Here is a 23,862-nt window from a genome sequence, read left to right as displayed (position 1 = left end):
GTGCCCCTGCCCGCGACTACGGCACCGCGGTTATTCCCACATGCGCCGCATTACTCCTCTGCAAACCAACCCGTAGGGAGTAACTGATGCCGAACCAAGTAGAGCGAACTGAAGTGTATTCGCGCGTCGAGGGCGAAATCGTCGTTCGCGTAATCCATGCCGTACCGTCCAACAGAATCCTTGGCACGTTTGAAGTCCTAGGCGAAATCGGCGGCGACTGGGTCGCGGCGGGAACCGAATCATCGCGCTGCCGCGCTGTGGAAGTTGCGGACGCGTGGATTGAGAAGGAAATCGCTTCGATCATCGAAGTCACTCAGGATCAGCACGACCAGATTGAAACTGCCTGGAAGATCTGCGCACCTAGCGGGCGCCGAACAACCGGAGCCTGGTCGGAGCGATTCCGACAGTGCGCCTCCGTCATCCTCGGGCGAAAGCTTCCGGATACCTTCACGCTCCGGATCGTACCTGCCAACTAGCCTCCACCCCCTCCTGGCCAGCCAGTGAGGGGTTTTTCTTCCCTTCCCGTCTACGCTTAGTCCCGCCTGTGTCTCATTGCCTCTTGCAAGATAAACCTTCAAGAGGAGAGATCCATGCCACAAATCCCCAGCCAACACAGTCCGAACCAAGCAGGCCTGGACGCCATCAAATTCTGCGAAACGGCGCGCAAGGTTTTGAAGGCGAACATCCACGCGCTCTTGCCGCTGGAGCGGAAGATCGAGGCACAAGTAGCTATCAACCGCATGGACCACAACGAGCTTCGCGCGGCGCTCATCAACCTGGGCAAGTCTGAGCCGGGTCACCAGGCAAGGGGATGACCATGACTCAGGCTGAAATCCGCGAGGCTATTGAGTGGCTCGTACGTGACGCTCGATATCTCGCCCGCTGGGCTCGCATCCACCGGGCGCGCGGCCAACTGGCCGGAACCTGGCTGGCGGACAGAACACGGGCGAACGCGTCGTACAGCCTCAAGCTTGCCCGTCAATACAAGGCTAGCCTCACTGCCGAACCACAACCCGCGCTACTCGGCGGCCACTGAACCACGGAACACCACGCAAGGAGACGAGAAAAATGCGCTCAATTTCCGATGATGATCTGTGCGCGACCTGCGCGCACTGCACGTACAGGCCTGGAGAGTTGAGCCAGTGCTCGAAGAACTGGCCAACCGAAGACGTAGATGAAGTTGAAAGCTGCCCGGCTTTCGAGGAGCTCTGCGTCGACCAGCCCTCCAACACGGCTTGATGCTCTGACCTCCCAACTCCCCCGCCCCTCCTGGCCAGCCAGTGAGGGGCGTTTTCCTTTCCGCTGGCACATAGTCTTGCCTGTGTCTCATTGCCTCATGCAAGTCCAACCTTCAAGAGGAGAGATCCATGGCAGAAGCCCGCAACAAACTCGTCTGCGGAGCAGACAGCATTTTCAAGGACCCGAGCAAGGCAGCTGCATTTGCTGCCAGTCTCAAATCGGCTCGTTTCTCTGACGAGGCAATTCAGAAGCTGCCCAACCTGGAGAAGTACCGCGGCCAACGGGTCTCCATTGCAGCCGTCGGCATGGAGGTCAACGGATTGGCCAAATGCGATGAACTGCTATTCCTGGTTTCGATGCCAAGTGACCCCGATCCGCTGGCATACGGTCACTACTTTGCGACCGCACTGACCGACATGTCGACGGACCCGGTGACCATCGGTACTACGACAGAGATTCACGAGTACGCGTTTGATGTACGGCTGTCCTGCGCGGTGCGCGTCAAGGCCACCAGCAAGGCGGAAGCAATCAAGTTGCTCGACCGTATTCAAGGCAACTCCGCCAACCTTGGTTCATGGCCTAACGGCGAGCCGATCCTCGCGGAAGTCTCCACGGACGAGAGCAACCCATATTGCTTCGAGATCGACGGCGAATCCGCGGAACGCTAACCACAAATCTGCCCGCAAACCCGGGCGAAGGGAATCGAGAAATGCAGGCCAAAGACTTCATCTTGAAATCCAGCACGTTTCTTCGCGCCAACTCTCGCAGCGTAAAGCCGCTGCAGGATGGCGGCGAGCAGTTCAACCTGAACGACGGCTCCTTCATCGAAAGCGACAAGTGGGGAAACCGCAAAGGTTTCGCGCCTAACGGCTGGAACATCGCGAGCGGTACCGTTCGCAAGATCTAGCACCCGACCCGCCCGCTTCGGCGGGCGATGGAACAACACAACATTCAAGGGAAAGAACGATGACCGCAAACGGGAAGCGCGTTCAGAAATTTCTTAGAAACAAGGGGTTCAACCGCATCTCCATGGGAAGTTCAGAAGCACGAGTGTTCGATGAAGGCGGGCATTGCTACAGCCTTGTTGAGTGGGACGTGTCTCCCTCATCGGACGATCTACGCATCAAGGTGTGCTGGCTTCATGACATGGCCAACAACTATCGCGAGGTTCAAGCTCTTCATGGGCAAGTGATCTGACGATTATCGACAACCAGGCATATGCGACGGCCGCCGTTGCGGTCGAAACACAAAGGAAAGAAATGGACTTTGACGCAGTCAAGGCAACGGCGGGCAAGCGAGTCTTCAGCGCAGTTGTTCGCTCTTTGCCTACCGTCGGCCACGATCGCACGCGCGGTGACATTGCAGCGGTGGTGATTCGTGAAGCAGGTGAGGACTCGGAGCTGAAAGCTGATCAGGTGAAGCGCCGCTTTGTCTGCGACTGGATCATGTCCCAGCTTGGGTACGGAGGCGGCATCTGATGACCGCTAAGGCCAAGGCAGGTATGCACCAGAACGCACGGCTCCCTGGAGCGAAACCCGTCGCCCAACGCATTGCGAACGCTGAAGAGAACTTCGTGGAAACAGTACAGGAGATCACGGGATGCACTCGCGAAGAAGCGTTCAGAGCATTGAACAGCATGCGAAAGCTGAAAGTAGTCAAGCTGGACGTAGCAATCGGCCGCTACATCGCGAAGCATGGCGCCTACATGGACGCCTCTGCCCTGCGTCAGGCAATCGCATATCAACTCTAGTCCGTCGTTCTCGCGGCGCTTTGCAACGCACCACCAAGTGAGGCAGAAATGCAGTTCACCCTCGAACAGCTCGCTCGGGCAACCGACAAGTATCTCGAGTACCGCAAGGAAGGCTACAGCCACGACGGCGCCATCCATCAGGGTGCGCTCTACTATCGTGACAATGGGCTCTCGTACGCTGAGGCCACTTCACTGATGCGCGACGCCGCTCAGGATGCTTAATCAACCGCTGTGACGCCCCTTTCCGAAGGGGCGTTTTCATTTTTTTCCTTCACGGCTTCCCTCGCTGAAGAGCCTGTTCTTCGAGGTACGAATCCACCAGGTTGTTCAGATGGGCGTTGAGCTGAGCAGCAGCCGCATCGATCGCTTCACGCAACATTTCAGACTGCCGCATGAAGTCGCAGTACTTCTTAACGGCCGAATGCGGATTCTTTTCCTTCGCGAGTGTGGCGGCTCGCCTTCGCCACGACGGAACCGGGTCAACGCGGTCGATCCATGGGAAGTTGGCTTCTATCCAGCGCACGTAGTCAGCCGACGGCGACGTCGGTCCACCGTGGACTCGAGCATAGTCTTCCCCCACGGACGAAAAGGCAACGTGCCACACCTGACTCTCAATGATCACAGTGCTGCGCGGTGTACCACCAGGCTCAGGGTACTGCGCAAGCAATCCCAGGCTTTCGGCGAACGTCTCTATAGTCTTCTGCATGTCGCAGTGCAGATCAGCTACGAGCCTGTCCCCCAGATGCAGTGCGACTTCCGATATCTGGGCCCATGCGCGCCCGAAAGGTTCGGTTGGCAATTTTCCTTTCATGGAGCCAAGGTACTTCACAGCGCGGTGCGAGATCTTGTCCCCGCTCGCTGAGTACCACCCAAGGGGCTGGTACCGCGCAAGAATCTCGCAGGCGCACCGCACGTAGAAGAGCGAAACCGAATGCAGAACGCCCTCATGCCGGGCACCGCGGTGGTACGCAGTATTCCGGAAACCATGGAGATAAAGCAGCGTCGCGCTCAATTCCGCATCAATCAGCCCGGTCGTACGCGCCAACTTTACCTTGCCGTCGAACCTCGCCCCCAAAGCTTCCGACACAATCTTCTGATCGATTCCTGGAGTCTGGCCCCCAAGGCGCAGATCCGATTCAAGTACTCGAGTGTCTTCTGCATGCCGGTGCAATGTCAGTTCGACGACATTGTCCGTCAGCATCATAGCGAACCGGTCAAAGTTCCGATCCTGCAACGCGAGCTGGTCTAGAGCAAGGTCGAGCTGGTCTATCTGGTCTGCAAGGAACTGAATCACGGTCTCACCCCGATTTGCCGCTGCCCGGCAGCGTCGAACTTGGTCGGCTTTAACAATACACCCGTTGACTCCCGCCCAGCCCGCTGCCGGTTCATCCGGAGCGGGCTTTTTTTGCCGGAGCAGGTCTCGCCCTTCTTCCTTCGTGTGCGGCATATCAGCTTGCACGGTTCAACTCGAAGGAGTACGAAATGACAGGAAAAGCAGCAATTTCAGGCGTCAGCGACGAAGCGGTCGCCCTCGGCTTCACCACGGACAGGGAGATGTTCAAGCATCGAGATTGGCTCGACGAGCACGGTACTCCCGAGTACAAGGCTTGGGCTAGCAGCTCCCGCCAGACAGGCATTCGACCGCTTAATGAGACAGAGATTGTCCGCCTCGATGCCGTCATCGAGAACGAGGCCAGATGCAATGCGTCGGGAACGTCGTTCTCGGACTACGACCTCGAACTAGAAGGCCGCTGGATTATGGGCTGCGCCCCGTATCACGCCGGCTACCTGAGAACGGCGGCTACAGGCCAGGTTTGACAAGCCGATTGAAGGAATGTGGTTCGGATGCAGGCGTCCAAATCGTCCTAGCTATACGCGAGAGAGCAGTTCAGTAGTTTGATCGAACGCCAGACCAGCGAGCTGGCCGCTCTCACCCCCGATCCGGTGGGTGGCCCATTTCCCGGGCACCCGGCGCAAGCCGGCCAACCTCTCGCGTGGAGCAGCACCAATGGACAAATTCGTCCAAATCATCATCGCCGGCGCGAACATCGCAGGGTGGGTAGCCAAAGAGATTCTTGACTTCATGTACAAGGTCGTCTTTGTCGCCTTCCACCTTCGCGCATTCGTGGCCAGTCTGGACGCTCAGTCTCTGGGCTTCAAACTGGCACTGATTGGCATCATCGTCAGTGTGGCCCCCGCCCTTGTTAGGTCTCTCATGGCCCAGCAAGGCTTCTAACTCCCACCGGCCCCTCTTTGAGGGGCCTTTCTCATTGGTGCTTGGACACGCCATGTGGCGGTGATGCCGCGGCGCCGGAGCGGGAGGCGAGTTCATGCAGTTGGTAGCCATTTGAGTCCCCTGAAAAGAAAAACCCACCGGTACCTCGTGAGAGGGTACTCGGTGGGCACCACGGTTACAGGAGGAGCGATCGCCGAGGCGATCCCCATTCAGTTCGACGGATTTGACGGCTTGCACAAGCCGGCGGCCAAATCCAGCCGCTTAGCACGAGCCGCCAGCTGCTGTGCTCGATCGAAGAGACTTGCCGCCTCTCGCCTGTTCCGCTCGGCTTCCAGTCCCATCCAATCGTGCTCGTTGACACCAGGCGGAATGACAATGGTGGTTTCCGAGTCCTTGGTATGCAGCACGAGAACGCGATTGTGGCCGCCAGTGATGCGCTCGATTCGCGTTTCGCCAGAGTGAGTTTCGTTAGTGTCCATCCAAAGCTCCTAGGGGGCGGCAGCGCCGCTGTTGTTTGACTCTGGAGAGATGAGTCACATGAATTAGCAACTGTCCCCGGTCGGCTTCGGTGGGTGGTCGGGCGCGGACACCCTTCCCCATCGGGTCTGGTCTCACCCTCCCAGCAAGATAGGAACAGGCAGGCTGCAGCACAGGAAGGAAAGGAAGGAGAAGGAGAGGTCACACGGCATACCCGCCCAGTCCCTGTATGCGCGGATGTTGCACATCACCAAGGGCAAGGTTCAACGGATGCAGGAACTGGAGACACCAGGCTGATCCGAGGTAGCGACGCCTCCCTTGTAGTCATCTAGGGTGACGGGCCAGCGCAATGCCCCATCACCGCTTGAGCGTATCTTTCCCCAACGCCTCCCACGTGATTGTTTTGTGTGCTCGACGACGGCTATGCACGCCGATGTCTTAGATGAACGTGACTTCGGTCACTGGATTCGCTGAGAACCGACAACTGTCGCACGCCGGGTGTCTCCCGAGCGTTGGACAACACGTGATTCCGCACGGAACCAACGGAGGAATGGGTCGTAGAGATACAAACCCTCAAGTGCTCCCCCCTACGGGAGCAAGCGCCAATGACTATCCCCGGACGCAAAGTCCATCACACAGCGGCCATGTGCATACTGGTGGGGAGTCGCAAAGGCACACCTAGCCTAGAAACGTCGTACTGCTGTCGACGAATCCAATCAGGTAAAGCTATGGGCCCAGTCTTGAAACGGTGCCTCGGCACCCTTTGGTCGAATGCTACGGCGTTCGATGTTCTCAAGACTGGGCTCACGTGATACGCGAGCCCAGTTTTTTTATGAGCTCTCACACAGCGCAGTCGTATCACACATCCCCGGGGTAACTTCCCCAAAACTTGACAATCCATATACAATCAACCCCAGCAATAATATACATACGTGTTACTAGGAGGGTCACATGAACTTTCGAGGAGTTTTCGCCGCCATCGCGGTCCTGATCACGGCCTGCAGTTCCCCTGCATTCGCAGCAAAGCCGTCAATTGTTGCGACTGACGACTATCGAGTTATCGCTGCGCATGTGAATACCAATCTCGGCTCCTTTTCGGGCAAGGTTGGGGTCACTGCTCCAGAGGGACAAGAGGCAGTAGCTGAAAAGCTAAGCCAGAAGATTGCCGCGGCTGGGTACAACGTCTCCAACGACGACCCAGGCATCCGCTACTCCGTGCGCGAGCTTTACGCCGGCGAGGCAGACAAGTACACACCACAAGGCAAAGACGGTAAAGTCAGCCTGAGCACAGGGGTTGGAATCGCAGCCTCAATTGGACTTTGCCTGGCTTTTGGCACTTGTTCCGACCCAAGCTATATGGCCAACGATGTGCTGGTGAATCTGGACCACGTGAATAAGGACCTCACTAGCCAGAATCCAGCGACTACCGATCCTGCGGCAGCAGGCTCCGCGGCGGCCGTAAAGAAGCCCGTGCTCGTCGTGGAGTATGAGGTTTGCCGGGTGGGCCGCAGCTGCGCGACTTCCGTGGCGGCTTCCTACAATCCTGAACTGACGCTCGACGATCTGCGGCTGGTGAACGCCAGCGAAGGACTCAGCCGCGCTATCAATCTCAAGATTGCCCAGTAGGCCAGGATAACCGACAAAGAAGAAGGCCCGCTTGTAACACAAGCGGGCCCTTTTTGTTTATGGACTGCAAACGCCTAGTTGCTCGAAAGGTAACTGTGCAGGAATCCAGCGACGGCTTCCGTGTAGCCGCCGGTGAACCCCGGCGAAGCCACTCGGCCCAGAGCGCTAAGTCGGCGCTCGATGTTCTCCCTGGCATTACCGTACGCTCGATCAAACTCTGCGTTGGCGCGGAAGTAGTCCTCTGGCGTAGGGCTCCAGCGAAGCACTCCTTTTGGCATGGCGGCGTCAAGCGAGGCCCGATAAGCGGCATTCCCCCTCCTGGCCGCCTTTGCCAGCATGCCTACTGACCTACGCTCAATACGCCGACTAGTTTGCGCCGCTTTGAACATTCGGCCGCGCAGGTTCTGTTCGACGGCATCGACCAGTGCTTTGGCGAGCGGAGCCGCCAAATCGATCTCGAACAAACCCACAAAGTTTGCCAGGCGGTCAAACGCGAGGTTGCAGCGAAGCTTTCCCTCCCCCTGCGTGATGAACGCATGGAGATCTGCTCCGCGCAGGGGGTCCAGGGCGACGCATTTCAGCATGGCGATGGTCATTCTGGCCTTCTCAACATCGTACTTCTCAGCGGTGACTAAGCCATCAGTGAACGCCTGACTCTCCACGAAGGCGCGTACGTCACCACTCAGCATATGAGCCCCAGTCCGGAGCTGGTTGTGAATCGAACATGGTTTCGAGTAAAGCGTCATGGGTATCTCTCCGTTAATGAAGGTTGTGCCGACGATTCGGCATAGCAGGACCCTCTGAGATGCCCGACAACCGCATATACGTGACGCCAGTTATGGCTTCCTGTGAGTCATTCCTTCCGCGCAAGGACATGACGATGAACTTGCGTCCAACCAACCTATCGGAGAAAAAATACATGAGAAAGCTCTTCCTCGCCCTGCTGGTGGCCATTGGAGCCATTGGGGTCTCTGCGTGCTCGGACAAGCCTGCGGTGTACACCGCGACGAATATGTTTGGGGGAAGTTCTGTCGGTGTCACGGCGAAACTCTCCCTCAACAATTTCGGTGGTGATGCCAAGGAAGGAACCGGAACTCTCGAGGTCACGAAGGACCCAAGCAGCCAATGGGCAGGGTCCGTCGGAACGTTCGACGTCACCTGGAAGAGTTGGGATAGCCAGGGGCACGAGTTCATGATCTTGGTGCCAAGCCGTAAGGACGCATTCGTGCTTGGGCTGAACCCGCTGACCACAACGTTGATGGGTAACAAGAAGTCCTTCTGGTGCCAAGACTGCGAGAGGCTACGTTCGGGTGCCGGAGTTGGCATCCTGCCTGGGCTCTTCCTAAAGGAGTAAGCACCGTTCGCAAGCCCGCGCAAGTAAGACACGCCCTTCGCTATTCGTAGCGGAGGGCTTTTTCAATCTGAAATACGTTTTCTGCCAGCTAGATACTTCCGCTGTCTGCTGGACAGTAACTTCCCCTACGTCTCGTTCTGTCGGCCCGGCTTCGGGAACGGTTTTCCCTGGATCACGTTGGCGCGGGTTTCGTCGCCCAGGAGCCCCGGTCGTTACGCCGTGTCGATGCCTCTCACATCATCACCGGAATTGTCTAGGCCGTTCTAGCGCGGCCCTCCGTTGGCCACCAGCGCGGCTTAGCTGCACACGTTCGACATCTCCTTGGGTCAAGCGAAGACGCCGTGCTATGGCATGGCAACCCCAAGGAGATCTCCATGGCAATGCAAGTCCTGTCAGGGCCAGCAACTATTCAGGGCTCACCTGAATGGCTTGCTTGGCGCTTCAAGGGCATCGGAGCATCAGATGCCCCAATCATCATGGGAAAGTCGCACTACACTCGCGCTTATGAGCTTTTCAAGCATAAGACGGGTAAGGGTACCGACCCGAAACGCAATCCCATCCTTCAGAAGATCCGCGAGCGGGGAAAACTCCTAGAACCTCTTGCGCGGGCGCAGTACGAGAAGCTGACGAACACCACAGTCACCCCCCTCGTCGCCGAGAGTGCCGTCCACCCGTTCATTCGGGCGTCGTTCGACGGTTTCGACTTGTTCTCGGGCGAGCCGCTCGAGGTCAAGTGTCCTGGTGAACGTGCCCACAAACTGGCCCTCAGCGGCCTGGTGCCTGAGGAGTACGTCGACCAGGTCCAGCAACAGATTTTCGTTGCTGAGGCTGACTACGGGAACTACTACTCGTTTGACGGCCAGGACGGCGTCTTGTTGCGAGTGCCTCGCGATCAGGCCCGCATTGACCAGATTGTCGCCGCAGAGGTCATCTTCTGGGAGCGAGTACAGTCTGGGATATGGGAGTCCGATGAGTGGGCAGCAGCAGCGACTCACTACCTCCTTATCAAGCGCGAGAGAGACGAGTTGGAGGAACGAGAGCAGTTGGCCCGTGAAGCACTCATTGCATTGTTGGCACCTGGTGAAAAGCTGCGAGAAGGCTGTGGCGTGCTTCTATCCAGAACCAACAAGAAAGGCGAAGTGGACTACACAAAGCTGCTTGCTGACAAAGGCGTGGTAGTGACCGACACGGATGTGGATTCGTACCGCGGCAAAGGCAAAGAGTCCTTCCGAATCACCGTTGCAAAGGACTTCAATCTCACTGACGTGGATACGACGCCCTTGCAGATTCATCGTCCGAAGGCGATCGCAGTGCCCGACGCTCCACCGAATCTTGGCAAGTATCGAGACACCGTCGAGCTTGTCATCTAACCCCAAGCCTCCCACACCCGGGAGGCTTTTTTTCTTCTTCGCGGCCAGATCTACGCAGAGCTGTGCGCCATTTCTCCTCACAAGGCTTTCCATCTCGGCCTTCAACCTCCCCTTTCACGGAGACCCAGCATGAATCAGCAAGCAGCACTCGTGAGAGTCATCGAAGCCGCCAAGGCGCAATTGGAAGATATCAGGAGCGGCATCGAAGCGAACCTGTATGATCCAAAGGAAAACGACATCATTGGCCTCGAAGCCGCAATCACTTTGATTGAGCTCGAGGCTGGCACCGGGGCAGTCAGTCCGGCTATCGTTCTTGTCACCACCAAGGACGGTATCCTCAACACCGCTCACGATGGACAGGTCACCATCGAGGTGATCGACTTTGATACGGCCGCCGGCCTCGACACGCGCCTCCTTCCGGAAGCGTATCGCGAACTGGTCACCACGGTGTTCGACGATCCCCACCACCATGGCATACGGTACCAAGGTGAGAACACAAAACTTGAGCTGGTGTATTGCGACGCTGCTAGCTGCCAGGTAAGTGAGTGTGTCGTCGTCGCAGGAGCGATCTCCAATGACCAGCTTGCTTTGATCGCCGGAAAGCTGCAACAAGGCGGGCTGCTAATTGCGCAACAGGTTGGACTGCCGACGCCGAGTCTTCAGCTGCAGGGCACAAGCGGGTGGCCGAGCGAGATTGATCATGTCTTCACTTGCCTTGAGGCGTTTGAAAGCGGCGCTCCCCAGTTGAGCGCGATACTCACGCTTGATGAGCCCACCCACGACATCACCATCCACGAACTTGTCGCGAGATTCTCCGCAGTCTCAGCCTGGGACGTTGACGCCGAGTGGAACCGACTCAAATCGCTCGTCTGATTGGTAACCCCTCCGACCCGGCCACATTTCGTGGCCGGGTTTTCTCATTGCTGCGCCCCCAACGGCTGACATGGAAGCCACCTTCTCGTTCTCCACCCGAGACAAGTACCCATTCTTCGCGGATGTTCGTCATCTCTCTCGCGTCCAGACTACCGCGCAAGGGTGCAGCAGATGAAAGCAAAACGATGGATGTGCTACGCAATGTTCTACGCCGTGGCAATCTGTGTTGTGATCACGGTTAAAGCCAATCCTGGCCACGGGTACTGGTGGGCCCCTCCCCTCCTGTATGCGCTAATGAGTTGGCCATTCTTCATGTGGTATTACTGCGGAAAATTTCAGTTTACACCGCACTACGTCGAACCGATCGAGCTGCGATGCGACGAGACGCAATTGCCTTGCATCGAAGTCGAGCGCCCCGTGCGCCGGCGAGGACCAAGCTCTCTGGAGCTGCTTCGACGGGCGCCCATGGAGCACCAGCGGCAACCATCTCCGCCGGAGGCGCGAACTCCGAAACGGGTGCCTGCTGCTCAACGGCCGGCAACTCTGCCCACACCAGAAATGGCTGACAAGCCAATGAATGGGAAGCGCGCCTCGGTCTCGAAGCACTCTGTACCGACTGTACCGACAGGCTTGCCTGGGGCAGCGGCAGCGATGACCGACCACGCTGAAGAAACGACCGACGCCGCTAAGGATTACTGGCAGGCCAAGCTCCATCGCCAAGCTCGGCATCCAGATGAGTTCTCGTTACCTCTGTTCCCTGAGGAAGAGAGGGCACTGAACGCGAACATCTCCAGCGAAGATCCTTTCCTTTAACTGGCCCGCCACCCTCCTTTGTAGGGTGGCGTTTTTCTTTTGCTTTGCCCCGTTTTCTGGCCGAGAAACCGAATCTGGACCAAAACGCTCGACGCGCGTCGTTTAAGCCACTTACAGAAGCGAAAAAACGCAGACGTGTTTTCGGTGACCAAACTTGCATTACGCGTTTTTGCAAACAAACCCCTTTAAAAACAACAACTTACGGACGATTTCAATTGACCTGACATTTGTCACGTATCTATAATGCATCTCACCTTGTTACCAACATAACAAGGGCCAAGCACAAACCAAAAACGAATAGCTGCAAGGAAGGTCACGATGAACAAAACCGCCGGGGAAACGTCGCTCGCCACAACAATCGGGATGGCATCCATGGGATGCATCGACTCCGAGGGTCAACCGAAGTGCTCCAAGTTTGTGAACGCCAGCTGCTCGGGGATGCGAGCAATGACGTGTATGAGCAATGCGCTCCAGGACTACCCCGAGGCGCGTGCGGAAATCTTGTTGGCAGGCCTCACCGTTGTAAGCAAATCCTCCAAGAACATCCTCGAGATCCGGAAGTTCGTCCCCCGCATGGAGATGGCTGTCCAGGTCACAGCCTGATCCGTTCCCGCGCGATCGCATCTGCTGTAGTCGCGCCAAAGCCGGCCTGAGGGATTACCCTCCGGTCATTCGTACGTGTTATGTATCCCAACCATCTGCCTGGTTGGTTTATTGACACGTGTTGCCCCGTAGGTATAATTGTTAAAGCGTCGCTCGGCAGAAGGCGGCCAAGGATGGAACAGTCATGCAACGTGAGTACAGCCCTATCGAAATCGGCCTTGACGCGCTCGGCGTGCGAGAGAACCAAAACCCGGTCCTTGCACTCCGGCTCGAAGGTAAATCGGCCGATCAGGCGGTCGCTCTTGTGAACAAGCGTATGGAACGCGCAATGTTGCTCTACCCAGAGATGAAGTCAGACATCCTGGTAGCCGGCGTGCATATCATGCTCGACCTGGTGGATTCAGTGGAGCAAGTGCAACGCGCAGTTCTACCGCGCCTGGACCGAGTGGTTGACCGGGTTGCTACCTAGGAACACAGTCCATCTAACTCCATTCAATGGTGACTGAAGAAGTAGCCGAATTCATTCCTGCCGAAGACGAAGGCGTCGATCCTGTGGACACCACTGAGGTTGACGGCTTTGACACCCCTACCGCAACGGGCAAGCCGTCGGAACTTGAGCGCATGAGCGCCGAGTTCCTGGACAATCCCAAGCGCCCGAAGACCTTCATCGATCGGTTCATCAAAGCGATGTATGCAGATGAGCGTACGCACAAGATTTGCCGCGTACGAGCTCTGAAGTCTAAGGTCGATCTTGGCGATGTCGACGAGATCCTGCAGCGAGTAGTGGTAGTCTTCTTCGCCACCAAGCAACTGGATAAGCTGCGCGAGGCAAACGCGATCTATGCGGTAATCTACGCAATTGCGAGCAATGTTTGCCGGGAGCACATTCGTGACGCTCTCGCACTTACCATCAACCACGATTCGATCGAAGAGATGCGAGAGCGTGGTGAAGAGCTGGAAAATGTTGGCTTGGTAGACAGCGAACCAATTGATAGGGACCAGGTCATCGATTCCAGGACTGCTGCTGCGAAAATGGCCCTGGCCTTCCGAAGGCATTTGAATGGAGAAGAGAAATTGAGCAATCTCGGCGTTTTCGACCTTGATCCTCTGATTGCGCCCGTCGCGCCGGCGCCCGAATCCGCCGCAGCGGACAAGAATCTGGAGGCCCTCCCAGCCCCTGCCGCGCCTAAGCCGCGGGTTCGCCGTGCAAACCGCAACGAGACTCTTTCGGCCGACCAGCTCGAGTTGGTACAAATCTGCGCAGATCTGCAAATGCGCAACCAGGACTTTGCCGCAGCACTCGGCATCGGCCTGCCGCGGCTCTCCTCGTATATCTACGGCCGCACGGCCTCGGTGCCGGCAGACATTATGACCGCCGCCCGAAAGCTGCGCGACGAAGAGCCTGAGGCCATGGCACGTCGCGAGATGTTCAATCGGCCGATGAGCGATATCCTTGGGCGCTGGGCGAACGACCTGCAAGTCGAGTCGGACACCGATCTTGCTACCATCCTGGGCGTCACGAAGATGACCATCTTCCGGTGGCGTACGGATGAAACCAAGCCGGACAATACTGCACTGAACCGATATGAGCAGGTTGTCCGGACGTTTAAGAATCGGCTTGCCGCCATCAAGCAGCGCTAACCTTCTCCATGCGCCATCAAGCCCACTGAGGAATCGGTGGGTTTTTTTTTTGCCCGGCTGCAGCAGTGTGGGGAAACAATAGATCTGCAAAGCCTATTGCAACAAAGGCCAAAAAAACTTTTCCATGCGGGGGTGCGGACAAAAAACACCCAAGTGAGCACGGCTCAACTTGGGTGTGGCATAGCCAACCGAAGCATGGCATCAGAAGACCTAGTTGGCGTCAGACGGACGTGGAGCGAACCACATTCGAAGATCAGTTCTTCTTCGCAAACGGATAACCGCAAGCGAACAGGAAAAGCGAGAGGGCGATAGCAGCAAGCATTGTCAACTCCAGAGTGTCCTGAGGGAAAGTGCAAAGGGCTTTTTGCGTAGTCCTTGCACAATGGGCATGCAGAACAGGCTCGTGTAAGTCCTTACAATGGCCATCGCACGATGAACAGCAGCAGCAGTTGCTGCTTCGACATTGCTTGGCGTGGTGTTGCCCCAGGGAAACGCCGGCGTTGAATTGAAAAGCCCGCGGCCGACTGAGTCGGTCACGCGGGCGTCGGGCTACACAATTCAGGAACTGAGTTTCAGCTCCGCGAGAGAGGCTTCGGCGGCCTCGATTCGATCCTGGTCACCGAGCGCTTGCACGATGGCGAGCCGCAACGCGTAGGCTGCATGCTGGGTCGCCGCGGAATCTAGCGCCCCAGTCGTATCGAGAATCGTGTTGAGCCGCTCGAATGCCGCGTCGATGTTTGCGAGTTCAGGACTGGTAGGCAATTCGTTCTCCCTCCATTTGCTTCGGTTGAACTGAGTTAGCCCTGCCCTTGCAGCACTTCCTCAGTGACTTCCGCGAATACTTCGCCGATTGCGTCGACAGCATCCGCCCCGGAGATCTCCTCGTCCGTGCCGAAGCCAAGCTTCGCCATAACGTGGAGCACCTTCTGCAATGCAAGGCGGACCTGCTGCTCGCTCGCCCCTTCAATCAGTGCGTTCATCTGCTCCGACGTGAAACCGCCCTTGTTCTCGTCCGCATTGTCGTAGTGGATTGCCATGGTCGTTCTCCTGAGTTCGGTGCGGCAATGCCGCGATTGTTGGTGCTGAGAGATGGTTCACAGGGGACCACAACGGCGAGGGCCCGAAACCTCTGCGCGCTGCGAAATGAAAAGAAAGCCCCCTCTTCTGGAAGAGGGGGCTACTGTGGTTACGAGTTGATGGCGTGCTGCTGTGTATCGGGCCTGGCCCAACCCATCGCCGTGCATTCCAGACGTTCCCGATAGATGTAGGTCGCGCGAGGCTGCTTTACACCATCGAGTAGGCTCTCGATGGCTGACGCAACACCTTTGACCTCCGCCCTTAGTCGATCGATCGCCTCGATTCGTCGCCCCTCTACCGCCAACTCCTCAACAAACGGCATCAGGGTCTGGTCCGAAACCACACTTACCGTCGCACGGATGTCGAGTTCGCCAGCGGTGAGAGGCTTCGGTTCAACAGTCGCACTGAGGATCAGACTCACCCCGCTTACGAGACGCACATTCCAGACCTCCAGCTTGCTTGGCTTACCGTCCAGCCGGAACTCGATTGGCACCGATAGTGGACTGGACACCGCCGATACTGCTGCATTGGCCATCAGGTTCACCAACGTCCCTTCGACGGCCTCTATCAACACATGCCACTTTGATACGCCGGGAAACAGCGAGTCGGGATCGAGCTCCTGTACGTCACTCAGGGGCAAACCAAGATTCTGGAAAGTGTCGCGAAGTTCGGATTGGTTCATCTTCAGATCTCCAGGGTGAAGGCAGTGTTTGCAGGAGCCGCGGAAGCCTCCTTCTCCATCGGCGTCTGAACCAACTCGGCCCATTCGCCAACAAATGGATCAGCTCCAAGGTATTGCACAGCTCCTTCCACTTCCCCTCGTCGCCGAAAGTCATCCAGAACATCGGCCGGGGTAGATCCAGCGTCGAAAGCACTGGCAACTGCAGCCACTACTACGATTGCAGAGCCGGCGGGGGTCACCGGGATCTCGAACAGGTTTCCTTCCGCCATCTTGATCAAGATCGAATCGGCTCCCTTTCGGTACCCGAAGTACTGCAGACCCGTCGATCGCTTAATGCGCCCGGCCAGGACATCGTGCTTCGCGCCTGAGACCAGGTCCTTACTGCTTGTCGTCATCTGCTTCTCCTTTGCGTTGTTCCTTGCAGCTAAGGAATGCACCACAGCGGCAGTGAAGTGCCTAGCGCACGGCAGCACCGGCCAGGATGCTGTGCTGTGGAGGGACGATGAATCGCGAGGTGTTCGGGTGGGCGCAGCGATCGGGACCGAAGGCGGACAAAAAAATGCCCGCCGTCTGTAGAGACCGGCGGGCGGGAGTTTTCAGATGCCGACCTTGCCGAGACAGGCCGGGCCATCCGACTGAGTTGAGCTCAGAATTTCACAGCATGAGGGCCAACTGAGTAGCCGCGGCCGATGGGCGAGGGCTCGATTCAGCCTTCGCACGTTCCGGAACGGTCTTCCAGGCGCAAATGTGGACCGTAGCAACGCTAGTTCCTGACTCCTTGAATGCCCCCGCCTCGATCTCAGCGATCTCGGCATGGTTCTGCTCGAGGAACTCAATGAACGCGCGATGCTTGCGCTGAGATCCTCGCTGCCAGCCCGTTGATGCGACCGCTGACAAGCAACCACCTGGCTTCAAGAACGACCACATGTGCTGGATGTGGTCGATATCCTGGTTGTTGCTGAATGGCGGGTTCGCGATCACGCCATCGAACAAACCAATCTCGCTCGGCGACACTGTGAGGAAATCACGGTCCAGAACGTCATAGCCTTTGCCTTCTAGGATATGCACATTCGGCGCATGATTCTCCACGACCACAATCTCCGCCCCGGCCGCACGCACGATGTCCGCCAATGCGCCACCACCAGCTGACGGCTCCAAGTACCGCCTCCCGGGTCTCGGCATCGCTGCTTCACAAACCCGACGTGCAACAGGTTGGGGGGAAAAGAACGATTGGGAATCCTTCTTTCCATTCACGACATTCCCGCACCGCAACTCCTCGAGGATGACTGCAGCATCAATGCCCGCAGGGAACTTGAAGTACCCGCGAGAATCGTAGCGCCCCCCGCCCTTCTGGATCAGCCGCTTGATTTCCGCATAGCATTGCAGTCTCTCCGACGGCAGTTGAATCGTGCCTTCTTCGATCGTCAACAGCTCCAGCTCAGATGCCAGGCGATCGTCCTCGCGGCGCCGCGGCGCAGAAACTGTGGCAGACGGCCTAACTGCAGGCGCTTTCTCCACGGTCTCAGGAACCCAGACGTGGTACCGACCGTCCTCATCCGGCTTCGCGATCTCGCCCTCCCGCAACGCGGGCTCTCCGATCCGGATGTTCCCCTCTGCAAGTGGAATGTCCGCAGAGGAATAGCCCATCTGTTGATAGTAGCGATCGGCTGCTTGCTTTGAAGTAAAGTGACAGGTGCCGTATTGCATGGGTATGCTCCTTGTTGGTTGGTCCTTGCAGCTCGTAATGGCGAACAGCGACCATCAACACCAAGGGCATAGCTTTCCCATCAATCCATCGCGGACTCAAACCCACGGCAGTACTCAAATGATGCAAACCATCGTCGCACGAAAGTTCGCATTGAGCGGGCAGCATGATCACCTTGCCACCCTGGCATCAGGCCTGCATTTCCACGGGCTGTACACCCTCAGGCAGCGCCCCACCGTAGCCACCGTCCAGGGTGAGCTTTGCTACAGCTTGTGGGTGGAGGATCTGACCGGCCGGCTGCAGTGCACGATTCCGGTCTGGAAGACGGCCTGGCAGGAAGACGGCAACTTCAAGTCGCAACATCTCCTGATCAAGGCGTACGCAGTGGGTGATGGATCTCGCCTGGTAGGCAGGATCAACTCAATGGAGCCTGTCCACGTCGTGTGGGACTAGCAGGCACGCTCGCGCAAAAAAAATGGGAGACCCCTGGTGAAGGGATCTCCCGTGGACATCAAAGTGCATCGATCGCAGCAAGATTCAATGAGCTGCGTGCCACCGTCGCGAGCGTCTTCACTTGAAGCGCGGCAGTGGTGACCTCTACCTGCAGCGCAGCCTCCGCAAGTGTAAGAAGCGCGAATGCTGGCTCAAAGTAGTGCACGTGACCCCGACAGTCTTCGAATTCCAGGGTCATGTTCTCGTCCGACATCTCCATGGCACCATGCGTCAGTCCTTCGAACGCAAGCGGTGCCTCGGCAAGCAGCAATCCAACGTACTCAGTGTAGGCAAAGAGGCGATCGCGGTCGCTGAGGTCACCATCCATGCGCGGTTGCATGGTGGAGATCAGATCAGTGACGCACTGGACTACCCCTTCAATGGCTTCAACTTCCGGCAACAAGTCGTGCTGGGCCGACAGCAGAGCACCGTCAACCACCCGGCCCGTCTCCGCGTCAATCACGCTGGAGACTGCAAGGTCGCCACCGTCGTCGGAATAGCGACGGTCTGCAAGAACACGAATCATTGCCTCGAAGGAGGAGCCGGCCTTCACGGTACCGGAGAATTTCTGCCCACTCGGGTAGAACCCGAAAATGGTGAGATCGCGAATGTTGGACGGAGTGAGAATGTTGTGAGTAGCAGTAGTCATGTAATTCTCCGAGATAGGTTGTGGCTTCGGCGCCTGACCGCCTTACAGAGGGAAATGCGTAACAGGCTTCTGTACGCACCACCCGAAGCAGCCCACTCTTATCCCCCTCGCCCCGCCCGCCACCGGGCCGCCGGTGCGGCCATCTGCGCCTAAGCGGCAAAAGATTGGCGTAACTTGACTAATGAATGCATGTCATGGGCGCGTAGAACAGTAAGAGAGATGCCTCGCCCCGCAAACCCTGAGGCCACATAAAGAAATAGCCCCGGATCTAGTCCGGGGCGTCGTGGGTTAAAGGCCTTCGATCAGGTCATTGAGGATGACGTCGAGCGTCTCGCCGTACTTCTGGTGGACGTGTGCACGGGTCTCCGCGTTCAGCGGAGCGCTGATGTACACGTACGTATCGGAATCCCCGGCCTCGCACTTCTCCAGCCAGCAGATCTTCCGCTTGGCAGCTCGCTTCAGTTGATCGATCGTCTGTTTGGCATCCGTCATGATTCCGATCACCATGGCAGTCGTGTCGTCTGCGCGCTTGAGCGGGGCGTCCTTGGCAGCTTCAATTTCAGCGTCGAAGTCGCGAGTTTCGCCATCCTTCGCGTACTTCTTCTCCGCCTTCAGTACGTCGATCATCGCGTCTCGGATGATCTGAGCGACCTCTGGGACGGCGTACAGTTCGTCAACATTGCGGCCGATCTCGTCATCGTTCTGCAGCAAGCTGCGAACTTCGTCCGGCCCGCCGAAACCTCCATTGCTGATGTGGAGGATCTCGACCTTGCCCTTCTTCAGAGTTACCTCCCAGCAGAGCCCGTCTTGCGCTTCCACCGAGCGAAGCTTCGCCAGACTGAAGCCGGCGACCAAGAATGCCTTGTAAAGTGCGATCTGCGATTTGAAACCCATAGCGGAGTTCTCCTTTGTTAGTTCAGGGTTGGACTTGCTATGGGATATGCGTACCAGGGAGATATAGGCGTGCCACTGCCTAGCGTCACTGCACGGAAGAAGGAAGGAAATAAAAATCCCACCGCCTCAAAGAGAACGGTGGGCATGCTGCTGGTTAATGTGTCACGCGATCGCCGGCGGCTCAGGGGTATTCATGCCCCGATCTGGATCGGTTTTGGCCCGGATGGCTTCGAGGTCGAGATCGTAACGGTGCGCGACGGTCGTAAGGCCTTCCTCGCCCAATGCCTTCACTGCCTGCGACAGTGCTTCATCGTAGGCGTCAGTGATTCCCTCGTTGTAGAGGGCCTGCCACAAGCTGCCCTCTTTGTCCGCCCGAAGAAGAACGCCAACCAAGTCTGGCAGCGCGTTGAACGAGCCTACAATTCGCCGCTTCATCACTTCGGCTTCCGCGGGGGAATCTCCCGGCTGGAATACCTCAGCCACCTTGCGGTTTCGATTGTCCGTAATGAACCGGCCAGAGGGCGCCAGAATCACTGGCGAGTCCGCGTAGCCCTGCACCACCTGGCCAGTCACTGCTGGCACCATATTTTCCTGTTGATTCATGTCCGACTCCTTGTAGGGTTGAGTTGCTGCTGGAGATGAGCAACGCCGGGACATATTGAGGGGCGGTCCAGTTGACACCTCCTCTTCTGGAGTCGACCATGAAAAAGCCCTCCGAACGCCTTGGTAGCGTAGGGAGGGGGGAGCTCTTCAGAACGGCGATGTGGAGCTGGGTGCGGTATCTGCGTCCCGTTGACGTAGAAGGCGAACCGAGTACGCTCCAGTTATCCTGTACTCCATCTCGGCAACAAGCGCGTCGACAGCTTTCTGGATTTCATTGGGAGGCATCCCGATGGGAATGATCGCATGGCAGGCCGCCAGTACGTTCTCTCCGGCACTGGTGAACTCACCGTTGCGGAGCCACCAGCGATTGCCCTCCTGATCGAAACTCAGCCAAACGCTGGCCTTCTTCGGTGCAACGACAGTTTCGAACGTCTTGCTGAAGGCATCGACAATGCTGTCCTTCTGCCAGCCGAGTTCCGCGAGGCAATCAATGATCGTTGATTTCACAGTCTCTCCTGAGATCGATAGGCTTTAGCACACCGGACGAAGCACGGTCTCCCGCAGCTCCTTGATTGCTTTGTAGACTGCAACCCGAAGGATGCGGTCAGCCGGCACACCGTTTCGATTCAGCGCGTCGCGGACAGCGATATCGAATTGAAGTTTGGACTTGGCAGCCTCAACGCGTGCTCGCAGATCTGGAGATGTCGAGTACACCATCTCCGCCTCGAGAGCTTCTTCAGTGACGAACATGCTTGCGCCGGTATCGGCGTCGGGGGATGCGCGCAGCGTCGCCTCGGCTTGTTCCTTCGTGCAGAAGCAATGCTCGACCACGCCAGCCTGGGATTCATGGACCAAGATCGCGCTCTTCAGGCCTTGCTGTTCCGATTGGTTAAGTGTCATTTCCCTTCTCCTTGTGGTGTGCGGACGGCGCCGCGATTGATCAGATGGAGAGAGATGCACCACACGCGGTTGCACGAACCTCGGCACGGGTGGGATGAGCCGACTGTTGGGGGGGGCGATCCAGTTGGCGTCCCCCAGCCCGGCCGGCGCACGCCAGCGCCAAAGAGAAAAGCCCGCTGCACGACCTAAGTCGCGTCAGCGGGCTTGGAGGGAGTTTCACGCAACAGATGCGTTCCGACTACGCGAAGAACACGTACCCAGTTTCCCGCACCTCCTTCTTGACTTTGGCCACGTGCATCAAGAAAGCCAGCTTCTCGCCGGTTCTCACTACACGCTCAACAGTCAGGAAGTCGTCGCGAATCCAAATGAATCGCTTTTCATCGGCCTTCTTCAAGAACTCCGACGTCACTGGCCCTTGTATCCAGCGTTTGGCAAAGCCGACAAGCGGCGTCAAATTCGGTCTCTGTCATCGCACATCCATATTGGGTTTGGTTTCACGTCAACCAAAACAAAGCTCCGTCTGCTGGGGATAGGTATCCTCCGCCGAGCCAGCTTTGCCCTTGGCCACTTTCAGCTCCAGCAAACTGCCGTAACGGTTCAGCACGCTGGTGGCATCGAGGCACTGGGCGTTGAGCCCGAGTAGCGCCGAAACCTCCGTGCGAACACCAGCCAGGAGCCCCGCCTCTTCCCGCGAGGGAAGGCACGTCGGCCAACCAGCCGTATAGAGTAGATGTTCCGGGATCGCGGCCTCTATCACCTGTCGCTGTGCCGCAACTGCCTTGGCCTTGTCGGCCCGGATTCGCAGCGACGGCGGCAGGACGTGGGGCGCCACGTCGGACAACCACCGGTTCCCCTGGAAGGCAAATGACGACCTTGCCTCCAGTTCCACCATGCGGATGTATGGCTCGTGGTTGTCCTCGCACATCGCGGAGGCTATCAGATCGGCCTCGGATGACATTATGCAGAAAGAACATGAGACCCTTGACATACCGTACTTCGTGTAAGCCTCATGGAGCTCGAGTTCCGCATCATGGATCGCATGCACCACGTCCTGGACAGGCCAGTCGATGATGGCGTTCCACGTCATCCCAATCCCACTCTTGCGGGTCAGTCCGGAGTTCGGCGCCGAGATCGGCATCTTGCTGCGGTTCTTGCTTTCCTGTCGGCGAATCCCCGTCACGTTGAGAATGTCTCCCTGCGGGAAGCGCTTTCGCAACGCACTGGATATGAGGTGTGTCTTCATTTCGCTCGTGCAGAATCGCATCGACGGCGTGCTCCAGGGAAGGATGAGCTTCACACAGGACATGTCCTCGTACCGCGAGACACTGTTCTGCCACCGTACTTCCCAGCGGTCCAGCATATCGCCAGCCTGCCGACGAACCACCAGCAGTTCCCAACCCAATCGATGTGCCAACCGCTCGCAGCTAGGCAGGCTATCCTTCCACTCGATACGGCCTAGGTCGGAATGCACCAGCAGCCGCGGTCCCTTGTGGCCGATCTGATCCAAGTGCCTTGCCACCGCAATAGCGCAGGCATCCGAATCCTTGCCGCCTGAGACCCCGACCGCCACCACCGCATCGCGGGCAAGCATGGATTCAACCTCTGGCGACAAACCAACCTGATTGGGCTTTCCGGCCGGGGCACCTTCCAGGAACTTCGGCGTGATGAAGCGAATTGCTTGTTCTTGCGTTCCTACGGACATGTCCATGTTATGAATCTCCCTGTGATGGAGGCCATGCGAGGCCTTGCCCGTAGGGGATGCAGCTCATCAAGCTATAACCCCTCGCATTTCCGCAGTATCATGTACGCATACTCCAGTTGTGCGCGTCGCACAAGGGAACACATCAAACGTGAAAGGCGTAGAGGGAGCAACACTGATGGCCGCAATCATGATCGTGGATGGATCTGCAGTTGGTTACGCAAATCAGTACTCTCACACCCTGACCGCGCAAGGGATGGAGGTACAAGCGATCAGCGGCACTCTCTGGTCGTTGTCCGTGCTGCTGCGCACCCACTACGACTTCTTCCCGGTTCTCGCCTGGGATGGCCGAGCTCAGTGGAGATATGACCTCTATGCCGACTATAAAAGTGAGTGCCTGAAGAGCGAGGCGTCGCGAGCTGCGCGGGCCTCTTTCGAGAGGCAGCGCCCCCACATTCAGACGATGGCCGGGAAGCTCGGGCTCATGCAGTTAGAGGCCCCGAACGCTGAAACGGACGATGTCGCGTTCCAACTCGCGAATGTCTTGGCCGCCGGTGGACATGATGTACTTATCGTGACCAACGATTCGGACCTGCTCCAAGCCGTCGGACACGGCATCGGTTGGTTCGATTCACGCGCAAAAAAGCTGATCGCCACAGCAGACGACTTGCATGACCATGTCGGGACGCCAGACCCTTGGACCTACCTTCAGGCCAAGGCATTGGCGGGCGACGCGTCTGATACCATAGAAGGTCTTCCGCGGGTAGGTATCCCAACCGCACTCAAGGTGTTTGGACAGCATGGCGGCTCCATTGAGAGCTTCTATGCACATGTCGAGGCCGGCAAGGTCGATTTAAAGAAGAAGACTCTCGGTGCCATTGCTTCGGCAGCAGGCCGGGCTACGTATGAAAGGAACATGAAGTTGATGGACCTTTCCCGAGCTCCCGTTCTCCGGGCATCCGACGTGACGGTTTCCTGCGAACCACTAGACGAAGTTGTCTTCTCGGACTGGGTGGAGCATTTCTCGCTGCAGGCGATCTTGCGCAATGTTGGTCAGTTCATCGAGCCGTTCATTGAGGCAACACGTCGGCCTGGCCAACGTGACCTGGAGGCTGCAATCGCTCGGCTTGGCACATGACGGACCCTCAAACCCCGGAAATCACGCCCCCACCTCGCCGC

Annotated in this window: 36 protein-coding genes; 21 read left to right on the top strand and 15 right to left on the bottom strand. The window is 57.6% G+C overall.

Annotated features, from left to right (window positions below; translation table 11 throughout):
- Positions 1 to 86 precede the first annotated feature (86 nt).
- From EHF44_RS00555 to EHF44_RS28235, 9 genes are all read left to right on the top strand, one after another.
- Positions 87 to 476 carry a hypothetical protein gene (locus EHF44_RS00555; protein WP_017514913.1) on the top strand — a complete coding sequence of 130 codons (390 nt, stop codon included), beginning with the start codon at positions 87 to 89 and terminating at the stop codon, positions 474 to 476.
- 114 nt (positions 477 to 590) lie between these two features.
- Positions 591 to 815, top strand: a complete 225-nt coding sequence (locus EHF44_RS00550; RefSeq protein ID WP_029309140.1) for a hypothetical protein — start codon at positions 591 to 593, stop codon at positions 813 to 815.
- Positions 812 to 1,036: a hypothetical protein gene (locus EHF44_RS00545; RefSeq protein ID WP_017512998.1), complete on the top strand. Its 225-nt coding sequence runs from the start codon at positions 812 to 814 to the stop codon at positions 1,034 to 1,036. Before EHF44_RS00550 ends, EHF44_RS00545 begins: the two co-directional genes overlap by 4 nt.
- Positions 1,037 to 1,367: 331 nt before the next feature.
- A complete protein-coding gene (locus EHF44_RS00540; RefSeq protein ID WP_017512997.1) occupies positions 1,368 to 1,907 on the top strand; it encodes a hypothetical protein in 540 nt (179 codons plus the stop codon).
- A 41-nt stretch (positions 1,908 to 1,948) separates the two neighbouring features.
- Entirely contained in the window at positions 1,949 to 2,146 is a 198-nt protein-coding gene (locus EHF44_RS00535) for a hypothetical protein (RefSeq protein ID WP_017512996.1), read from the top strand.
- Positions 2,147 to 2,205: 59 nt separating this feature from the next.
- Positions 2,206 to 2,436: a hypothetical protein gene (locus tag EHF44_RS00530; RefSeq protein ID WP_017512995.1), complete on the top strand. Its 231-nt coding sequence runs from the start codon at positions 2,206 to 2,208 to the stop codon at positions 2,434 to 2,436.
- 62 nt (positions 2,437 to 2,498) lie between these two features.
- On the top strand, positions 2,499 to 2,717 hold the full coding sequence (locus EHF44_RS00525) for a hypothetical protein (protein WP_017512994.1): 219 nt from the start codon (positions 2,499 to 2,501) through the stop codon (positions 2,715 to 2,717).
- Positions 2,717 to 2,989: a hypothetical protein gene (locus tag EHF44_RS00520; protein WP_017512993.1), complete on the top strand. Its 273-nt coding sequence runs from the start codon at positions 2,717 to 2,719 to the stop codon at positions 2,987 to 2,989. The genes EHF44_RS00525 and EHF44_RS00520 overlap by 1 nt, the downstream gene beginning before the upstream one ends.
- A 48-nt stretch (positions 2,990 to 3,037) precedes the next feature.
- Positions 3,038 to 3,211 (top strand): hypothetical protein, encoded by a 174-nt coding sequence (locus EHF44_RS28235; protein WP_017512992.1) that lies wholly within the window; start codon positions 3,038 to 3,040, stop codon positions 3,209 to 3,211.
- Between the two features lie 49 nt (positions 3,212 to 3,260).
- Here the strand turns inward: EHF44_RS28235 and EHF44_RS00515 are convergent, their stop codons facing one another.
- Positions 3,261 to 4,448 (bottom strand): hypothetical protein, encoded by a 1,188-nt coding sequence (locus EHF44_RS00515; RefSeq protein WP_124682101.1) that lies wholly within the window; start codon positions 4,446 to 4,448, stop codon positions 3,261 to 3,263.
- Positions 4,449 to 4,471: 23 nt separating this feature from the next.
- Between EHF44_RS00515 and EHF44_RS28585 the strand changes: the two genes are divergently transcribed.
- Positions 4,472 to 4,807 (top strand): hypothetical protein, encoded by a 336-nt coding sequence (locus EHF44_RS28585; protein WP_017512990.1) that lies wholly within the window; start codon positions 4,472 to 4,474, stop codon positions 4,805 to 4,807.
- A 190-nt stretch (positions 4,808 to 4,997) separates the two neighbouring features.
- Positions 4,998 to 5,225 carry a hypothetical protein gene (locus EHF44_RS28580; protein ID WP_017512989.1) on the top strand — a complete coding sequence of 76 codons (228 nt, stop codon included), beginning with the start codon at positions 4,998 to 5,000 and terminating at the stop codon, positions 5,223 to 5,225.
- A 209-nt stretch (positions 5,226 to 5,434) separates the two neighbouring features.
- On the opposite strand, the gene EHF44_RS00500 is transcribed toward EHF44_RS28580, so the two are convergent.
- Positions 5,435 to 5,704, bottom strand: coding sequence for a hypothetical protein (locus EHF44_RS00500; protein ID WP_017512988.1), 270 nt, complete (start codon positions 5,702 to 5,704; stop codon positions 5,435 to 5,437).
- 949 nt (positions 5,705 to 6,653) lie between these two features.
- Between EHF44_RS00500 and EHF44_RS00495 the strand changes: the two genes are divergently transcribed.
- Positions 6,654 to 7,328, top strand: a complete 675-nt coding sequence (locus tag EHF44_RS00495; protein WP_017512987.1) for a hypothetical protein — start codon at positions 6,654 to 6,656, stop codon at positions 7,326 to 7,328.
- A gap of 74 nt (positions 7,329 to 7,402) precedes the next feature.
- Here EHF44_RS00495 and EHF44_RS00490 read toward each other — a convergent pair whose 3' ends face one another.
- Complete coding sequence (locus EHF44_RS00490) at positions 7,403 to 8,074, bottom strand: hypothetical protein (protein ID WP_017512986.1); 672 nt, start codon at positions 8,072 to 8,074, stop codon at positions 7,403 to 7,405.
- Positions 8,075 to 8,133: 59 nt separating this feature from the next.
- On the opposite strand from EHF44_RS00490, the gene EHF44_RS00485 reads away from it, so the two are divergent.
- From EHF44_RS00485 to EHF44_RS00455, 7 genes are all read left to right on the top strand, one after another.
- A complete protein-coding gene (locus EHF44_RS00485) occupies positions 8,134 to 8,682 on the top strand; it encodes a hypothetical protein (RefSeq protein WP_223277475.1) in 549 nt (182 codons plus the stop codon).
- Positions 8,683 to 9,056: 374 nt separating this feature from the next.
- Positions 9,057 to 10,052 (top strand): lambda-exonuclease family protein, encoded by a 996-nt coding sequence (locus tag EHF44_RS00480; RefSeq protein ID WP_017512984.1) that lies wholly within the window; start codon positions 9,057 to 9,059, stop codon positions 10,050 to 10,052.
- Between the two features lie 129 nt (positions 10,053 to 10,181).
- Entirely contained in the window at positions 10,182 to 10,925 is a 744-nt protein-coding gene (locus EHF44_RS00475) for a hypothetical protein (RefSeq protein ID WP_017512640.1), read from the top strand.
- Between the two features lie 171 nt (positions 10,926 to 11,096).
- Complete coding sequence (locus tag EHF44_RS00470) at positions 11,097 to 11,738, top strand: conjugal transfer protein (RefSeq protein ID WP_223277476.1); 642 nt, start codon at positions 11,097 to 11,099, stop codon at positions 11,736 to 11,738.
- Positions 11,739 to 12,056: 318 nt separating this feature from the next.
- Positions 12,057 to 12,341, top strand: coding sequence for a hypothetical protein (locus tag EHF44_RS00465; RefSeq protein ID WP_011514779.1), 285 nt, complete (start codon positions 12,057 to 12,059; stop codon positions 12,339 to 12,341).
- 184 nt (positions 12,342 to 12,525) lie between these two features.
- Positions 12,526 to 12,810 carry a hypothetical protein gene (locus tag EHF44_RS00460; protein ID WP_011514778.1) on the top strand — a complete coding sequence of 95 codons (285 nt, stop codon included), beginning with the start codon at positions 12,526 to 12,528 and terminating at the stop codon, positions 12,808 to 12,810.
- A gap of 26 nt (positions 12,811 to 12,836) precedes the next feature.
- Entirely contained in the window at positions 12,837 to 13,982 is a 1,146-nt protein-coding gene (locus EHF44_RS00455; protein WP_011514777.1) for a hypothetical protein, read from the top strand.
- A gap of 558 nt (positions 13,983 to 14,540) precedes the next feature.
- On the opposite strand, the gene EHF44_RS00450 is transcribed toward EHF44_RS00455, so the two are convergent.
- The 5 genes from EHF44_RS00450 to EHF44_RS00430 all read right to left on the bottom strand — a co-directional run bounded on the left by EHF44_RS00450 (position 14,541) and on the right by EHF44_RS00430 (position 17,448).
- A complete protein-coding gene (locus tag EHF44_RS00450) occupies positions 14,541 to 14,744 on the bottom strand; it encodes a hypothetical protein (protein WP_011229291.1) in 204 nt (67 codons plus the stop codon).
- A 35-nt stretch (positions 14,745 to 14,779) separates the two neighbouring features.
- Positions 14,780 to 15,019 carry a hypothetical protein gene (locus EHF44_RS00445; protein ID WP_011229290.1) on the bottom strand — a complete coding sequence of 80 codons (240 nt, stop codon included), beginning with the start codon at positions 15,017 to 15,019 and terminating at the stop codon, positions 14,780 to 14,782.
- 149 nt (positions 15,020 to 15,168) lie between these two features.
- Positions 15,169 to 15,741, bottom strand: a complete 573-nt coding sequence (locus EHF44_RS00440) for a hypothetical protein (protein WP_017512638.1) — start codon at positions 15,739 to 15,741, stop codon at positions 15,169 to 15,171.
- A gap of 2 nt (positions 15,742 to 15,743) precedes the next feature.
- Entirely contained in the window at positions 15,744 to 16,136 is a 393-nt protein-coding gene (locus tag EHF44_RS00435) for a hypothetical protein (protein ID WP_017512637.1), read from the bottom strand.
- Between the two features lie 259 nt (positions 16,137 to 16,395).
- A complete protein-coding gene (locus tag EHF44_RS00430; protein ID WP_029309137.1) occupies positions 16,396 to 17,448 on the bottom strand; it encodes an SAM-dependent methyltransferase in 1,053 nt (350 codons plus the stop codon).
- Positions 17,449 to 17,566: 118 nt separating this feature from the next.
- Here EHF44_RS00430 and EHF44_RS00425 point away from each other — a divergent pair, with 118 nt between their 5' ends.
- A complete protein-coding gene (locus tag EHF44_RS00425; protein WP_017512634.1) occupies positions 17,567 to 17,899 on the top strand; it encodes a hypothetical protein in 333 nt (110 codons plus the stop codon).
- Between the two features lie 58 nt (positions 17,900 to 17,957).
- On the opposite strand, the gene EHF44_RS00420 is transcribed toward EHF44_RS00425, so the two are convergent.
- From EHF44_RS00420 to EHF44_RS00390, 7 genes are all read right to left on the bottom strand, one after another.
- Entirely contained in the window at positions 17,958 to 18,587 is a 630-nt protein-coding gene (locus EHF44_RS00420; RefSeq protein WP_017512633.1) for a hypothetical protein, read from the bottom strand.
- A 288-nt stretch (positions 18,588 to 18,875) separates the two neighbouring features.
- Positions 18,876 to 19,481 carry a hypothetical protein gene (locus EHF44_RS00415; protein WP_017512632.1) on the bottom strand — a complete coding sequence of 202 codons (606 nt, stop codon included), beginning with the start codon at positions 19,479 to 19,481 and terminating at the stop codon, positions 18,876 to 18,878.
- A gap of 162 nt (positions 19,482 to 19,643) precedes the next feature.
- Positions 19,644 to 20,084, bottom strand: a complete 441-nt coding sequence (locus EHF44_RS00410; protein ID WP_017512631.1) for a hypothetical protein — start codon at positions 20,082 to 20,084, stop codon at positions 19,644 to 19,646.
- A 147-nt stretch (positions 20,085 to 20,231) separates the two neighbouring features.
- On the bottom strand, positions 20,232 to 20,591 hold the full coding sequence (locus EHF44_RS00405) for a hypothetical protein (protein WP_017512630.1): 360 nt from the start codon (positions 20,589 to 20,591) through the stop codon (positions 20,232 to 20,234).
- Between the two features lie 24 nt (positions 20,592 to 20,615).
- Positions 20,616 to 20,984 (bottom strand): hypothetical protein, encoded by a 369-nt coding sequence (locus tag EHF44_RS00400; protein ID WP_029309134.1) that lies wholly within the window; start codon positions 20,982 to 20,984, stop codon positions 20,616 to 20,618.
- Positions 20,985 to 21,222: 238 nt separating this feature from the next.
- A complete protein-coding gene (locus EHF44_RS00395) occupies positions 21,223 to 21,438 on the bottom strand; it encodes a hypothetical protein (RefSeq protein WP_124682100.1) in 216 nt (71 codons plus the stop codon).
- Between the two features lie 45 nt (positions 21,439 to 21,483).
- Positions 21,484 to 22,692 (bottom strand): phosphoadenosine phosphosulfate reductase domain-containing protein, encoded by a 1,209-nt coding sequence (locus EHF44_RS00390; RefSeq protein ID WP_017514577.1) that lies wholly within the window; start codon positions 22,690 to 22,692, stop codon positions 21,484 to 21,486.
- 169 nt (positions 22,693 to 22,861) lie between these two features.
- On the opposite strand from EHF44_RS00390, the gene EHF44_RS00385 reads away from it, so the two are divergent.
- On the top strand, positions 22,862 to 23,821 hold the full coding sequence (locus tag EHF44_RS00385) for a 5'-3' exonuclease family protein (protein WP_017514576.1): 960 nt from the start codon (positions 22,862 to 22,864) through the stop codon (positions 23,819 to 23,821).
- The last annotated feature ends 41 nt before the right edge of the window (positions 23,822 to 23,862 follow it).

The organism is Cupriavidus pauculus (genome assembly GCF_003854935.1).
In the GTDB taxonomy this organism is placed as follows: Bacteria; Pseudomonadota; Gammaproteobacteria; order Burkholderiales; family Burkholderiaceae; genus Cupriavidus; species Cupriavidus pauculus_C.
The sequence above is the reverse complement of the archived record's forward strand: the minus strand, read 5'-3'. Positions and strand labels throughout refer to the sequence as shown.

Bases quoted from the DNA above. Each gene is read 5' to 3' on its own strand.
- EHF44_RS00465 (WP_011514779.1), top strand. From the start codon at position 12,057: ATGAACAAAACCGCCGGGGAAACGTCGCTCGCCACAACAATCGGGATG.
- EHF44_RS00480 (WP_017512984.1), top strand. From the start codon at position 9,057: ATGGCAATGCAAGTCCTGTCAGGGCCAGCAACTATTCAGGGCTCACCT.
- EHF44_RS00385 (WP_017514576.1), top strand. From the start codon at position 22,862: ATGGCCGCAATCATGATCGTGGATGGATCTGCAGTTGGTTACGCAAAT.
- EHF44_RS00425 (WP_017512634.1), top strand. From the start codon at position 17,567: ATGATGCAAACCATCGTCGCACGAAAGTTCGCATTGAGCGGGCAGCAT.
- EHF44_RS00535 (WP_017512996.1), top strand. From the start codon at position 1,949: ATGCAGGCCAAAGACTTCATCTTGAAATCCAGCACGTTTCTTCGCGCC.
- EHF44_RS00540 (WP_017512997.1), top strand. From the start codon at position 1,368: ATGGCAGAAGCCCGCAACAAACTCGTCTGCGGAGCAGACAGCATTTTC.
- EHF44_RS00415 (WP_017512632.1), bottom strand. From the start codon at position 19,481: ATGGGTTTCAAATCGCAGATCGCACTTTACAAGGCATTCTTGGTCGCC.
- EHF44_RS00530 (WP_017512995.1), top strand. From the start codon at position 2,206: ATGACCGCAAACGGGAAGCGCGTTCAGAAATTTCTTAGAAACAAGGGG.
- EHF44_RS28580 (WP_017512989.1), top strand. From the start codon at position 4,998: ATGGACAAATTCGTCCAAATCATCATCGCCGGCGCGAACATCGCAGGG.
- EHF44_RS00470 (WP_223277476.1), top strand. From the start codon at position 11,097: ATGAAAGCAAAACGATGGATGTGCTACGCAATGTTCTACGCCGTGGCA.
- EHF44_RS00410 (WP_017512631.1), bottom strand. From the start codon at position 20,084: ATGAATCAACAGGAAAATATGGTGCCAGCAGTGACTGGCCAGGTGGTG.
- EHF44_RS00495 (WP_017512987.1), top strand. From the start codon at position 6,654: ATGAACTTTCGAGGAGTTTTCGCCGCCATCGCGGTCCTGATCACGGCC.
- EHF44_RS00500 (WP_017512988.1), bottom strand. From the start codon at position 5,704: ATGGACACTAACGAAACTCACTCTGGCGAAACGCGAATCGAGCGCATC.
- EHF44_RS00475 (WP_017512640.1), top strand. From the start codon at position 10,182: ATGAATCAGCAAGCAGCACTCGTGAGAGTCATCGAAGCCGCCAAGGCG.
- EHF44_RS00485 (WP_223277475.1), top strand. From the start codon at position 8,134: ATGCCCGACAACCGCATATACGTGACGCCAGTTATGGCTTCCTGTGAG.
- EHF44_RS28585 (WP_017512990.1), top strand. From the start codon at position 4,472: ATGACAGGAAAAGCAGCAATTTCAGGCGTCAGCGACGAAGCGGTCGCC.
- EHF44_RS00400 (WP_029309134.1), bottom strand. From the start codon at position 20,984: ATGACACTTAACCAATCGGAACAGCAAGGCCTGAAGAGCGCGATCTTG.
- EHF44_RS00525 (WP_017512994.1), top strand. From the start codon at position 2,499: ATGGACTTTGACGCAGTCAAGGCAACGGCGGGCAAGCGAGTCTTCAGC.
- EHF44_RS00455 (WP_011514777.1), top strand. From the start codon at position 12,837: ATGGTGACTGAAGAAGTAGCCGAATTCATTCCTGCCGAAGACGAAGGC.
- EHF44_RS00520 (WP_017512993.1), top strand. From the start codon at position 2,717: ATGACCGCTAAGGCCAAGGCAGGTATGCACCAGAACGCACGGCTCCCT.
- EHF44_RS00430 (WP_029309137.1), bottom strand. From the start codon at position 17,448: ATGCAATACGGCACCTGTCACTTTACTTCAAAGCAAGCAGCCGATCGC.
- EHF44_RS00460 (WP_011514778.1), top strand. From the start codon at position 12,526: ATGCAACGTGAGTACAGCCCTATCGAAATCGGCCTTGACGCGCTCGGC.
- EHF44_RS00555 (WP_017514913.1), top strand. From the start codon at position 87: ATGCCGAACCAAGTAGAGCGAACTGAAGTGTATTCGCGCGTCGAGGGC.
- EHF44_RS00390 (WP_017514577.1), bottom strand. From the start codon at position 22,692: ATGGACATGTCCGTAGGAACGCAAGAACAAGCAATTCGCTTCATCACG.
- EHF44_RS00490 (WP_017512986.1), bottom strand. From the start codon at position 8,074: ATGACGCTTTACTCGAAACCATGTTCGATTCACAACCAGCTCCGGACT.
- EHF44_RS00440 (WP_017512638.1), bottom strand. From the start codon at position 15,741: ATGAACCAATCCGAACTTCGCGACACTTTCCAGAATCTTGGTTTGCCC.
- EHF44_RS00435 (WP_017512637.1), bottom strand. From the start codon at position 16,136: ATGACGACAAGCAGTAAGGACCTGGTCTCAGGCGCGAAGCACGATGTC.
- EHF44_RS00445 (WP_011229290.1), bottom strand. From the start codon at position 15,019: ATGGCAATCCACTACGACAATGCGGACGAGAACAAGGGCGGTTTCACG.
- EHF44_RS28235 (WP_017512992.1), top strand. From the start codon at position 3,038: ATGCAGTTCACCCTCGAACAGCTCGCTCGGGCAACCGACAAGTATCTC.
- EHF44_RS00550 (WP_029309140.1), top strand. From the start codon at position 591: ATGCCACAAATCCCCAGCCAACACAGTCCGAACCAAGCAGGCCTGGAC.
- EHF44_RS00420 (WP_017512633.1), bottom strand. From the start codon at position 18,587: ATGACTACTGCTACTCACAACATTCTCACTCCGTCCAACATTCGCGAT.
- EHF44_RS00545 (WP_017512998.1), top strand. From the start codon at position 812: ATGACCATGACTCAGGCTGAAATCCGCGAGGCTATTGAGTGGCTCGTA.